This is a genomic window from Moorena sp. SIO3I6 (assembly GCF_010672095.1).
Map to the genome: position 1 here is coordinate 48,777 of NZ_JAAHHU010000008.1, position 12,996 is coordinate 61,772.

General features: G+C 44.4%; 10 protein-coding genes and 2 pseudogenes. 6 read left to right on the plus strand and 6 right to left on the minus strand.

Annotated features, from left to right (window positions below):
• The first annotated feature begins 65 nt into the window (after positions 1-65).
• Positions 66-1,109: a DnaJ C-terminal domain-containing protein gene (locus tag F6K49_RS05210; protein ID WP_293094771.1), complete on the plus strand. Its 1,044-nt coding sequence runs from the start codon at positions 66-68 to the stop codon at positions 1,107-1,109.
• A gap of 922 nt (positions 1,110-2,031) precedes the next feature.
• Positions 2,032-2,199, plus strand: coding sequence for a hypothetical protein (locus F6K49_RS05215; RefSeq protein ID WP_293094759.1), 168 nt, complete (start codon positions 2,032-2,034; stop codon positions 2,197-2,199).
• On the opposite strand, the pseudogene F6K49_RS05220 reads toward F6K49_RS05215, so the two are convergent.
• A pseudogene (locus F6K49_RS05220) lies at positions 2,170-2,325 on the minus strand (glycosyltransferase); the annotation flags it as partial. The gene F6K49_RS05215 and the pseudogene F6K49_RS05220 sit on opposite strands and share 30 nt — an antisense overlap.
• A 240-nt stretch (positions 2,326-2,565) precedes the next feature.
• Here F6K49_RS05220 and panB point away from each other — a divergent pair.
• Both panB and F6K49_RS05230 read left to right on the plus strand, forming a co-directional pair.
• Positions 2,566-3,348: a 3-methyl-2-oxobutanoate hydroxymethyltransferase gene (gene panB, locus F6K49_RS05225; RefSeq protein WP_293094762.1), complete on the plus strand. Its 783-nt coding sequence runs from the start codon at positions 2,566-2,568 to the stop codon at positions 3,346-3,348.
• A 30-nt stretch (positions 3,349-3,378) separates the two neighbouring features.
• Positions 3,379-5,115, plus strand: coding sequence for a glycoside hydrolase family 9 protein (locus F6K49_RS05230; RefSeq protein ID WP_293094765.1), 1,737 nt, complete (start codon positions 3,379-3,381; stop codon positions 5,113-5,115).
• 65 nt (positions 5,116-5,180) lie between these two features.
• Here the strand turns inward: F6K49_RS05230 and fusA are convergent, their stop codons facing one another.
• The 4 genes from fusA to F6K49_RS05250 form a co-directional block, all read right to left on the minus strand.
• Positions 5,181-7,268, minus strand: coding sequence for an elongation factor G (fusA, locus tag F6K49_RS05235; protein WP_293017829.1), 2,088 nt, complete (start codon positions 7,266-7,268; stop codon positions 5,181-5,183).
• A gap of 318 nt (positions 7,269-7,586) precedes the next feature.
• Complete coding sequence (locus F6K49_RS05240; protein ID WP_293017827.1) at positions 7,587-7,880, minus strand: hypothetical protein; 294 nt, start codon at positions 7,878-7,880, stop codon at positions 7,587-7,589.
• A gap of 435 nt (positions 7,881-8,315) precedes the next feature.
• Positions 8,316-9,380, minus strand: a complete 1,065-nt coding sequence (locus F6K49_RS05245; protein WP_293094768.1) for an ABC transporter permease — start codon at positions 9,378-9,380, stop codon at positions 8,316-8,318.
• A gap of 152 nt (positions 9,381-9,532) precedes the next feature.
• Positions 9,533-10,051 carry an adenine phosphoribosyltransferase gene (locus F6K49_RS05250; RefSeq protein WP_293036320.1) on the minus strand — a complete coding sequence of 173 codons (519 nt, stop codon included), beginning with the start codon at positions 10,049-10,051 and terminating at the stop codon, positions 9,533-9,535.
• A gap of 175 nt (positions 10,052-10,226) precedes the next feature.
• On the opposite strand from F6K49_RS05250, the gene F6K49_RS05255 reads away from it, so the two are divergent.
• Both F6K49_RS05255 and F6K49_RS05260 read left to right on the plus strand, forming a co-directional pair.
• Positions 10,227-10,832, plus strand: a complete 606-nt coding sequence (locus F6K49_RS05255; RefSeq protein WP_293017821.1) for a DUF3038 domain-containing protein — start codon at positions 10,227-10,229, stop codon at positions 10,830-10,832.
• A 443-nt stretch (positions 10,833-11,275) separates the two neighbouring features.
• Positions 11,276-12,736 carry a DUF4335 domain-containing protein gene (locus F6K49_RS05260; RefSeq protein WP_293017819.1) on the plus strand — a complete coding sequence of 487 codons (1,461 nt, stop codon included), beginning with the start codon at positions 11,276-11,278 and terminating at the stop codon, positions 12,734-12,736.
• Positions 12,737-12,875: 139 nt separating this feature from the next.
• On the opposite strand, the pseudogene F6K49_RS05265 reads toward F6K49_RS05260, so the two are convergent.
• Positions 12,876-12,996: pseudogene (locus tag F6K49_RS05265) on the minus strand (phosphoribosylpyrophosphate synthetase); the annotation flags it as partial.

Consider the following 12,996-nt stretch of genomic DNA (forward strand, 5'->3'; position numbering starts at 1 on the left):
CCCGATGAGGGAATGCATTAAGACACTGACAATGGACTAATGACCAATGACTAAGACCAATGACTATGCAAAACTATCGAGATTACTATGAAATGTTGGGTGTACCCACAGAGGCATCCAGCGAGGAAATTAAAAAGGCTTATCGGCGGTTAGCTCGACAGTATCACCCTGACCTGAATCCTGGAGATAAGACAGCAGAAGACAAGTTCAAGGATATTGGTGAGGCATATGAAGTTCTCTCTGACCCGAATAGGCGATCGCAGTACGACCAATTTAGTCGATATTGGCAGAAGAATTTTGGTAGAAAAGCGGCTAAAGCGGCTAGTTTGATTAAAAATGTAGGCTGGAACGGCAATGGTCGTGGTTCATACCAAGCAGAGGATTATGGCAATTACCGGGACTTTAACACCTTCGTTGATCAACTACTCGGACGCCGCTCTACTAGAAAGGCAACATCAACCCCACCTCCAGGGACTCGGGTAAGTTCCGACAGTGCGTTTCGACCAGGGAAAACTAAAACAGCCTACACGGTTAGTTCTCGTCTGAGACCTCAACCCAAATCCCAGCCTCAGCCTCAACCTTATCCCAAACCTCAACCTCAAGATATTGACGCTCGATTAACCCTACCTTTGGAAAAAGCCTATAAGGGGGGTCGAGAGCGAATTCGCCTAGAAGATGGACGGGGTTTAGAAATTGAGCTACCTGCTGGGATGGTAACCGGTGCCCTGGTGCGGCTCCAAGGTCAAGGTATTGATGGTGGATGTTTAAATTTAAAAATCACTGTGTCACCTCATCCCTTCTTTAAATTAGAGGAATTTGATGTGATTTGTGTAGTACCAGTAACACCTGCTGAAGCAGTATTAGGTGACTTAATAGAAGTTCCCACCTTGGATGGTATAGTGCAAATTAATGTTCCTAGTGGGGTGAGGTCAGGACAAAAATTGCGCTTGGCCAATAAGGGTTATCCCAATCAAGAAGGGGTGCGAGGGGATCAGGTAGTAGAAATTCAGATTGTTGTGCCCACCGAAGCCACTCAGGAGGTCAGAGAACTGTACGAAAAACTACGGCAGATTGATAATTTTAATCCTCGCCAGGATTTACCGGTCTAGGAAAAAGGCTGACATCCAAGCATCCACAAGTATGGTTAGAGTCGATGCCTAGATAGGGCTTGCTGAATAAGTCTGGGAAAAACAACCGATGAATTATTTAGTTATTTAAGCCTGAAGCAAAGATGAGTGTTTATTGTTGACAAGTCCCATGATTATTTAATAATAATTGATGCCATAAAAAGGCGTTATTTTGTTTGAAGCAAAAAAAAAACTGCGGTGGTGAAAATTAGCCTATAAGGTAGATTTTATAAGGGAAGCAGCCCTGTAACATCGTAGATAATCGGGCATTTTGTGGCGATAAAAACGAAGTAATTATTGAATGATTTCTGATCCAAAAGACATTGAAACCAACCAATTTTTACCATGCAATCCAATATGTCGTGGGTACACTTGCGATCGCTTAATTTTGATTAAGTCTACCAATAGCGTAAAATTCGATAGTGGTCAAACTCTAATCAGTTTTGCGCTTGCATAATTTTAATTAAAAATAGCGCTATAGTAATTTTCTAGAAGTAGCCAACTAAACAAGCCATAGGATCACTTAATTTTGATTAAGCCAATCGATAGGGTAAAATTCGATAGGGTAAAATTCGATAGTGGTAAAACCATCACCAGTTTTGCGATCGCGTAATTTTGATTAAGTCTATCAATAGCGTAAATCCGATAGTGCTCACCTAATTACAAGCCATGGGCTAGCATAATTTGGCTAAAATTAGCGCGAATCGTGTAAAATCCGATAGTGCTCACCTAATTACAAGCCATGGGCTCGCGCAGTTTAGATTAACTCTACCGATAGGATAAAATTCGATTACTGGAAAAATCCTCACAAGCATTGCGATCGCATAATTTTTAGTTAACTATAGCGCTATATTAAATTGATCTAATTTGCTTTCTGATCACAAATATGTAAAAAACACAACTTTTGCTTCCCCTATTCCCTACTCCCTACTCCCTACTCCCTACTCCCTACTCCCTACTCCCTACTCCCTACTCCCTACTCCCTACTCCCTACTCCCTACTCCCTACTCCCTACTCCCTACTCCCTACTCCCTACTCCCTACTCAACTATGTTACGGGTGCGATCGCTTGAGGCATTATCGACCACAATTACTTCATAATCGGCAAAATCCTGCTGTAGCAAGCTATCAATGGCTGCACCCAAATATTCTTCACGATTGTGGGTGCAGATTATGGCAGAAATTAGAGGCTCTGACATAGGGAACCTGATCAAGGAAGCTTCATTCTTAGTATTCCCTACTCAACCAGGATTGTTCAACCTTTTTTATTACCATGATTAACCCATATAGTGTTAATGGGTTATAAATCAGTTGCACAGAGACATTACACTGAAGTCAGTAGTTCACGCTTCTTTACAAAGATTCCCATACTTCGGTTTACTCTTTTTATAAGCATCTTTGAGAATTATTAATCCAATTTACCGAAACTCTTATTGGTTATGGCAGTTACTATCAAGCAGTTGAATCAATGGAAACAAGAGGAGCGCCAGATTGTGGTGCTGACTGCTGCGGATTATGCGATCGCTCAGCTGTTGGATGAAGCGGGAGTAGACATAATCATGGTCGGGGATTCTCTAGGAATGGTTACGCTGGGTTACTCGACAACGCTGCCAGTGACCCTTGAGGAAATGATTCACCATGCCAAAGCGGTCTGTCGGGGTGTTAAACGGGCATTAGTGGTTTGTGATTTGCCGTTTTTGAGTTATCAGGAAAGTCCTCAGCAGGCAATCCACTCTGCCGGTCGAGTTTTGAAGGAAACTGGGGCAGTGGCAGTGAAGTTGGAGGGAGGATACCCTGCCATGGCTGAAACTGTGGCCAGACTTACCGCTGTGGGAATTCCGGTGATGGGTCATGTAGGTTTAACACCGCAGTCTATTCATCTACTGGGTTTACGGCAACAAGGCAAAACAGCGGAAACTGGGGAGCGGATTTTGCAGGATGCGATCGCATTGGAGCAAGCTGGTGCCTTTGCTATCGTTTTAGAGCATATTCCCCCCGATTTGGCAAGGTCAATTACACAAAAATTAACTATTCCCACCATTGGCATTGGAGCTGGACCCAACTGTGATGGGCAGGTGTTAGTGACAGCGGATTTACTAGGGCTTTCCGAGCGCCAGCCACCCTTTGCTAAGTCTTATGTTAATTTGCGCGAGGTAATTACCCAAGCCGTGCAGGAGTTTAGTACAGAGGTTCGTTCTGGAAAATTTCCAAAAGACCCATAATCAAGATATCATTGAAGTAAAAGCTTCACGATGAAAATAGATAGAAGATTTTTTATTATTGGCTGGATTAGTGCGATCGCTTATGGATTTTTTTCCAAGCTTAATGCTCAACCCTATAATCCAGCAGCTAGAGGAAAAATTGTTATCAATCAAATAGGCTATTACCCAACTGGGCCTAAGTTGGCTTTCTTAATCAATGCCCCCAATTCGGAAAAGAAGCAGGTTGAACTGGTTGATTTAATCACTCACAAAACGGTTTTTGTGACCAACCTGGGAAATTCTGTAAGCGATAAAGCCAGTAATGATAAAATTAGAGTTATTGATTTTACTAAATTCGATAAATCAGGTAGCTATTACCTCAAATACGGCTATAGTCAGTCTTATCCGTTTGGCATTGGTAAGCAAATCTATAAGGATACCTTTACAAAGCTACTCCGGTCATACTATTTGCAACGGTGCGGTGTTGCTGTAAATGATTCAGTATCTGGAGTAAAACATCCCCCCTGCCATCTCAAAGATGGGATTATTGCCCACAACGATGAGTTTCATAAAGCTGGTGACTTCAAATCTGCCCAAGGTGGTTGGCATAATTCTGGGGATTTTGCTAAATATGTTGCGCCAATGACAGTCACCATCGGACGGTTGTTAAGCTTGTACGAGCAATATCCTAAATTATTTAGGGACAACCAATTAACTATACCAGAAAGCGGCAATGGTAGACCTGACCTACTCGATGAGGTCAAAGTAGGATTAGATTGGCTGCTGAAGATGCAGCGGCAGGATGGTGCTGTCTACCGCAAGTTGTCAGGAAAGAATTGGCCAGGGGAAATTCTACCCAATCAAGATACTCAGCCACGGTACACTTTTGGTATCTCTACACCTGAAACTGGCAAGTTTGCAGCAGTAATGGCAATGGCTGCTAGAGTTTATACTCCCTTTGACAAGCAACTGGCTCAAACCTACTTACAAGCGGCACAGAAAGCCTGGGGGTTTCTCCGAAAACAGCGGTCTATGAAGGTGGATTGGCAAGAAGGAGATGACACCGGTTCAGGTAAGTATCTTTTTGGAGAGTGGGATCAGCAAGAATCCTTAAAAACCGATCAAGATGACCGCTTCTGGGCAGCCGTAGAACTGTATATTACTACAGGGAAGACTAGCTACGAGAAATACTTAGCTAAAACTATCACCGCCTTCGACTATGGTGAGTTTGGTTGGAAAGATCCCTCTCCTCTAGCAATGGTTAACTATTTGGTGCAGAAACAAAGGAAGGGGTCAGACAAACTGAAATTAGAAATCACAGCTAGGCTGATGAGAAGGGCGGATAGTCTGATGGAAAAGATTAACCGTAGTGGCTACCGTTTAGCTATTGATAAATTCCATTGGGCATCTAATCACAAGGTAGCTGAAGAAGGAATTACTCTACTCTATGCCTACCGCATCACTGGGAATCGAGGCTACTATAAGGCAGCTGTTGAGCAGTTAGATTATTTGCTGGGGCGGAATCATTTTAATCTTTGCTTTATTACCGGTGTTGGTAGCAACTCCGTGCGTAATGTTCATCACCGGATTTCCCGAGCTAAAAAAATTGTCATCCCTGGTCTGATGGTAGGGGGTCCTAATACTGATGCCCAGGATGGGATTGCGCCTAAAGGGTTGGGAATGTTGAGTTATGTGGATGATGAGCGGTCTTGGGCTACTAATGAATATGCTATTGATAACAATGCTTCGGTGATTGCCTTGATGGGCATGGTGATGGCACAGACTTAATCATTGATAACATGATGTTCCTGGCCAGTCTAAAAGCAGCCAGGAACTCTGGTTAAATCAAAAGATTATTTAGCGGCTTCCTCGCGTTCCTTCACTTCTTTAATCACCTCTTCTGCCACATTATTTGGGCAAGGGGCGTAGTGGGAGAACTCCATTGAGAACTGACCACGACCGGATGTCATAGTACGCAGGTCACCAATATAGCCAAACATCTCACTCAAAGGCGCATCTGCCTTAATGCGAGCACCAGTAAGAGTTTTCTCCTGAGACTTAATCATCCCACGGCGGCGATTGAGGTCACCAATTACATCCCCCATGTAATCTTCTGGTGTGAATACATCCACTTTCATAATTGGCTCTAACAATTGAGGTGAAGCCTTGCCAAAGGATTGCCGATAAGCAGCCCTGGCCGCAATTTCAAAGGCTATAGCCGATGAGTCTACGGGGTGGTAAGCACCATCAGTCAAGGTAACCTTGAAGTCCACACAAGGGAATCCAGCCAACAGACCCTTTTGAATACTGCTTTCAAAGCCCTTTTGCACAGCAGGCCAAAATTCTCTGGGGACATTACCACCAGTGACCTTGGACTCAAACTGGAAGCCAGTACCGGTTTCACCAGGTTCAATAACGTAATCGATTTTACCATATTGACCAGAACCACCAGACTGCTTCTTGTGGGTATAGCTGTCTTCGATGCGCTTAGTAATGGATTCACGGTATGCCACCTGGGGCTTACCTACCTCCACCTCAACGCCATGAGTCCGTTTCAGGATATCAACCTTAATGTCTAGGTGCAGCTCACCCATGCCCTTAATGATCGTTTCCCCACTTTCCTGGTCAGTTTCAACGTGGAAAGATGGGTCTTCCTGAACCATCTTGCTTAGGGCAATGCCCATTTTCTCAGACGAACCTTTTTTCTTAGGTGCGATCGCAATGGAAATCACGGGGTCTGGGAAGACCATCGGCTCAAGAGTAGCAGGATTTTTCGGGTCACAGAGGGTATGCCCAGTCTGGACATTTTTCATCCCAACGATGGCAACAATATCACCTGCCTGGGCAGAGTTAATTTCTTCCCTGGAATCCGCATGCATTTCTACCAAACGACCAATACGCTCAGTTTTACCGGTGAAGGTATTAAGTACTGTGTCACCCTTGGATAAGGTTCCTGAGTAGATACGGGTAAAGGTCAGAGCACCAAAGCGGTCATCCATGATCTTAAATGCCAAAGCACGCAAAGGTTTTTCTGGGTCAACATAGGCAAGTGTACCGGTTTCGTTACCTTCTAAATCGATTTCTGGCTGGGGTTTGACTTCAGTGGGATTCGGCAGGTAGTCAACTACAGCATCAAGTACCAACTGCACTCCCTTATTCTTGAAGGATGAACCGCAGTAGGTAGGGAAGAAAGCCAGCTCACGAGTTCCCTTGCGAATGCAACGCTTAAGGCTTTCGATATCTGGTTCTTCCCCTTCTAGATACTGTTCCATCACTTCGTCATCCTGCTCCACAGCCATTTCAATTAACTGCTCGCGGTAGGTTTCCACATCATCAACCATGTCGGCGGGAACATCTTGAATCTCATAGTTCATGGGATCCCCAGACTCATCCCATACCCATGCCTTACGGGTTAGCAAATCCACTAAACCCACAAAATCGTTCTCAGTTCCGATCGGCAGTACCATTACCAGAGGCTTAGCACCAAGGACATCTTCTACCTGCTTAACCACTCGGTAGAAATCAGCCCCGAGACGGTCAAGTTTGTTTACGTAGATAATCCGAGCAACTTTTGAATCATTGGCGTAGCGCCAGTTAGTTTCTGACTGGGGTTCTACACCACCTGAGCCACAGAAAACACCAACGCCACCGTCAAGAACCTTCAGAGAACGATAAACCTCAATGGTAAAGTCTACGTGACCTGGAGTATCAATAATGTTGAGTTGGTGGTCTTTCCAGAAACAACTGGTGGCGGCAGACTGAATAGTAATACCGCGCTCTTGTTCCTGTTCCATAAAGTCCGTTGTAGCTGCACCTTCGTGAACCTCACCAATTTTGTGGATTTTCCCGGTAAGTTTTAGTATCCTCTCTGTTGTAGTTGTCTTGCCTGCGTCCACGTGAGCAAAGATACCGATATTTCGATAAGCAGTGAGGTCTTTCATAGTTACTCCTTATATTTACTCCTTAATAAAATTTAAACAAAATCTATGCATATTAACAATATGCCCAGCAGCGGTGTGATGGTTGTCGTGATCAACAAGCAAGAGGAAATATCAATCAGAGAATAACCAGCCCTCCCAATCATTGCCTGTTCAAAAAAATTAATCACGGAACGACGGTTATATTGCTCTATCGGTGATTCAGCAGCTGCTTTGAGGTTAGGGCTATGAATTATCCCCAGTCAAGCCAGAGAGCTTGGGCAAATGCGATCGCTATTTTTGGGACTACTTGAATAGTCTGCTTGTGTCACCTAATAGCCCTTATCCGTAAGAAAAAAACTCAATTTGAGGTACCAATGGGTCTTGAACAACACCCACACCAACAAACCCCCACCGTTCCAGCAAATTCTTCAACTGACTCCCAGAAACCGACTCTACAGAAAATTGGTCAGCTAAATCAGCACCGTGGGTATTGATATAACTCAGGGCATCAAAGTGTTCGCGAAACATCAACAGATATCCAGCGCCAGCCTCTGGGCTACCAGCTTTGGGTTGGGCAACCAGATAACGACCGTTCCTTCTAGAAAGAATCAGATAATGAATTTGGGTAAACATCTTGAAAATAGGTAAGCATTCAGCTATCAGCAGTCAGCAGTCAGCTAATCAACGGAAGGTATAAAATCAGCTTACTGAGTGGTACTGCTGCTTGAAAATCCCTGCTCATTTTACTCATCCGACCCAGTGCAGTGAAAGTGTCTGCTAGCACATCAATTAGCGTGCGGGTAGCGCATTAGCTGATAGCTGATCGCTGATCGCTGACGGCTGAATACTTACGAAAATAGTGCTGAGGCACGTCCGCGAGTTAGCAAGGCAGCTATGCTGAAGGCATAAGGCAGGAGGTATTAGGGACAATAGTTTCAGTTTTTTTTCCTGATTTAATCAAAGGTCTTATTCTATTTTGGTTGTAAACAAAAATTGACCTAAAAAGGTAACTTCGGACAAGGAAACACAGAGTTACCACTTAATCCTTGAGACTTCATTATCCATTGTCTATTTCAAATCTTCCAGACGAATGCGAGGATCAACCACTTTCAGGAGCAAGTCTGCTAACAAATTACCCAAAATCAGCATTGTAGCCCCCATCATCAAGCTTCCCATTACCAGATAGAGGTCTTGAGCAGTTACCGCCTGTAAAATCAAACGACCTAAACCTGGCCAGTTGAAGAAAATTTCAGCAATAAATGAGCCACTGAGTAGAGAAGCAAACTCAAAGCCAAGGATGGTAATCAGAGGATTGATAGCATTGCGCAAGGCATGGACATAGATAACTCGATTTTCTGGGAGTCCCTTAGCACGAGCGGTCTGAATATAGTCTTGCCGTAGCACATCCAGCAATTCACCCCTAGTAATTCGCTGTAGACCTGCAAAACTAGTAATGGATAGAGCAATAGTTGGCAAAATCATATGCCAGCCAATATCCAAAACCTTTCCAATGGCTGATAAATCATCATGATTGATACTGGTCATACTACCGACAGGAAATAAGGGGGAAAGATTCTGGGCGAGTATGAGCAGCAACAGAGCAGTGATTAGGCTAGGGAAACCCTGACCTGTGTAGCTAATGACTTGTAGGAATCGGTCAGTGGTTCGATTCTGATTGACAGCAGCCAGGATACCGAGAGGAATTGCGATCGCCCAAGTAATAAAGATTGAGGCTATTGCTAAGAGTAAGGTGGCTGGTATCCGCTCCAATAACAGAGATGACACAGGACGGAAGTAAGCGAAACTGGTACCAAAGTCAAATTTGGTCACAACTCGTACTAGCCAACGCCAATACTGAACAATCGCTGGCTGATCTAAACCAAATTGCTCCTTGAGTTCCTCGATTCGTTCTGGGGAAATTTTGGGATTTTGCCTGAGGGTATCCAGAAAATCTCCTGGTGCAATCTGAATAATGGCAAAACTTAGAGCAGATGCCAACAGCAAGGTCAAAAGACCCTGCAACAGTCGCTTGACCACGTATAGAAAGGTCTCACTCGTGACCAGAAGTTTTAGTCTATGCCAAGCCCCATCAAACCGATTGATAATGCTAGAATCTCTAGTAGAAGAAGTCATATAATAGTCGTTAGTTGTTAGTCATTCGTCATTGCTTTAAAGTCCTTTAATTCTTAATTCTTAATTCTTAATTCTTAATTCTTAATTCTTAATTCTTATAAACTTATCTTTTGAGCAATGACTAATAAGTAATGGTTAAGTATAATGGTTAACTAATAGTCAACCAGGGTGATCAGGGGTACATCAGGCAGTTGCTGACGTCCACCTAAATCCCGTAATTCGATGATAAAGCCAAGACCTACCACTTGACCGCCTGCTTGTTCTACCAGGTTGACTGTAGCTGCTGCTGTTCCTCCAGTAGCAATTAAATCATCAATAATCACAACCTGGGAGTTAGGTGTGAAAGCATCTTGATGGACTTCCAACTTGTCTGTGCCGTATTCTAGGTCATACTCAGCCGAGTATACCGGTGCTGGTAGCTTACCCGGTTTGCGCACTGGGACAAACCCAGCCCCGAGTTGGTAAGCTATAGGTGGTCCAAATATAAAACCACGAGACTCCATACCCACGACATAATCAGCCCTTACTCCTGCTTCCTGAAATTTTTGAGCTAAGGTATCGATAGTGTAGCGCAGTCCTTCTGGATTTCTCAGGAGGGTAGTGATATCCCGAAATACAATCCCTGGTTTGGGAAAGTCAGGGATATCGCGAATCAGAGATTTTAAATCCATCGGTAGGTGAAGTTAGTTATCAATCGGGTTTGAATCAAACTATAGCTTGCCATTCCCTTTCTGTAAAAGCGTACACTAGAAAGCTGAACCTTGTGTGATTCCTTGGAACAAATCTATTCAAAAGGTTTTCGCTGTAGGATAAGCGCTATTAGAGTGAATCTTTCGACGGACCGTAATGCTGACCAATAGTCCTGCTTCCCAGTCAAAGCCAATAATTTTAGATAGCCTACCTGATTTCAGGATTCCAGCTCAGGGCTGTCCACCACGAACTCGGTTGCATATTGACCTAATTTTACTAGCCATTGAAGCTCTGGAACTGGGAGGTTCTGAGGCGATGCTATTGGCGGCTAGAGAGCTGGAACTTCAGGACATTATTAAAAATCGTGTTGTCCTGTGGCGTATGCGCTCTACCAATCCCTGGCGGCGCTCTTACACACGACGTCCTTTAACTCCAGAAGAAGCTAAGGCTCTAGTGGTGATTGCTAGTCATATGGCACGCCGAATGACTGTTCTGATTAGGCAGTTGTTGACCGCTTATCAACAACTGCTGGAAAAGCAGGTGCCTCTAGAACAACATTTTCGCCTATATAAGTATTTGGAAAGGTTCCAGGCTCATTTTCGCAGCCGGATGAACCCCCGTCGCTCTAAAGTTGCTGCCTATAACTCTCAAGAAAAGTTGAATGAACTGGCAATTTCTCTATTGAGTCAGCTTCTGTTCTGTACAGGCACTTCTGGAAGACAAAGATTATGGACTAGTTTGTTTGATGGGGAATTGTCTTGAATGTTGCCGTTGCTGATTATCGCCATGCCATCAAGTATAGCCAGATTAATTAACCATTACCAATTATCCATTACCCTCAATGCTATTCTAAGAGGTTGAACAAAAATGAGCGACCCATTCCCCCACTTCCTTCAGGTGGGGGTTAGGAGCGCAAAAATATGATATAATGACATCATCTTGAGCGGTACGGCGAAGGACAGACGAGATTCTGAGCAACCCTGAGGCACGACCTCTCTACGATTGGGAAAATTAACCTATAAATCCTTTGTAGTCGGTTCATAAACGTCAGACTCTCAGGTAAAAGCTTCATTGAATAAGCCCCATAGCGGAAACGACTTGGGGGAACAGTCCAGCAAAAGTCCTGGATGTTCGGCGAGGATGCCGCCTGTCGCGAGGGATAAACCCTTGTAATCAAGACGGATACCCACACCACGAGAACGCAGGTGGGGGAAGCATTCATAGGGATTTTTCAGCAGGAACAGCCGATGACAATTCGACGCCAGTACAGTCTTCCCAACTGTACCCTAATCCTGGAGGGTTGGAGTAATAGTACCAAAGGGGATGGGTTACAGCCAGATGCCCGACCATTGCTGACAACTCTAACTAATGCGGAATGCCATTTAGGGGCTATGAACCAACCCCTAAGTGGTGGCCGGGATTTTTTTGAGGACTTGGTACATAGTGTAAGCCGCTATGCTCAGGAATTTTTGTCTAAAGTGCCTCACCCCCAACCCCATGCTGAGAAACCAGCTAAGGTGCATCTGCAGAAAGTCGAGGACAAGAAATTGCATCGACTGACACTGCTAGATACTCCTGAGTCAGGATCAATGACTAACTCAGGCAAACCTCTCCATGTAGATTTGAACACAGTGCAGTTGTTTGACTTGGTGGAGGCGATTGACCAGTTTTTGGCTGATGGACGAACCCTACCAGATATTAGTGTTTCGTTACAGCCTGTTTCTAAGCACTATCGCCAAGCTGAAAAACCAGTAACCGAGCGTACTGCCCCCGCTGCACTGGGAATGGCAAGTTTGGCTCTAGCTGCGATCGCATTTTTCTTTGTACCGATTCCAGAAGTACGGGAACCCGAACCTTCCCTAACACGGGAAAATGCCAATGAAACCACTACCCCAACTGGGGAGAGTGACCCTCAGGCAACACCAACACCAACACCAAAGGGAACACCACTCTCGATTGAGGAGCTAGAAAAAGTCCTGACAACTGCACCAGAAATTACTGATCCCACAGAGTTGCGCTATATACAAAGAAGCTTGCAAAAGCGAATTTTTCGAGCTTGGGGGAACCGGAAACAGTTTGCTGGGAATTTAAAATACCAGGTTAGTGTTGGCAGAGATGGCGCGATTTTAGGCTACAAACCTGTTAATGGCACACCCTTGGATGGGTCAGAGCAAACCCCCCTGCCTGAGTTGCTATACACCAAAACTTCAGACAATATTGCTACCCAAGAACCTATTGCTCAGTTCCAGGTGTTATTTAAACAAGGGGAAGACGAAGGGATACTGGAAATCAGTCCTTGGGATGGTTATCTTGGTAAGATTACCCTAGGTCCAGAAATCACTGACATCGCTGTCATTAATGATTTGAAAGACAAAGTGTCTCAGACAATTCGTGACAGTTGGAATAAAACCTCTAGCTATCCTCAAGATTTAACTTATCGGGTAGGTGTGACTGAAGAGGCTATCATTGCTGATTATGAAGCAATTGATAAAGAGTCTTGGGATTACTCCCAAGAAACTCCTCTAGAACGCCTAATCAAGCCAGCAGCAGCTGGAATTGGTGGCGAAGGGACTGGGTTAGTACCCCAGAAGCCCCTTGGTCATTTCCGAGTAGTGTTTAAGACTAATGGTGAGTTAGATGTTAGTCCCTACAGGAGCAACGAATAATTTACTGTGGAAAATGGAATTTTGGCTGATACCCAGTTGCGTTCTTGGTTGACCGTTAACCATTGCTTGTTTCGAGTCAACACTTAACACTCAACACAACTGTTTAAAATTAAAATCCCCCCTGCTCCAGGGGGGATTTTTAACGAAACATACTGCTGACAGAAGAGTCTTCATGAATACGCCAGATGGTTTCACCCAATAAGTTAGCCACTGAAAGCACTGTCAGCTGTGGAAACCGTTTGGCGTCCGGTAGTGGAATA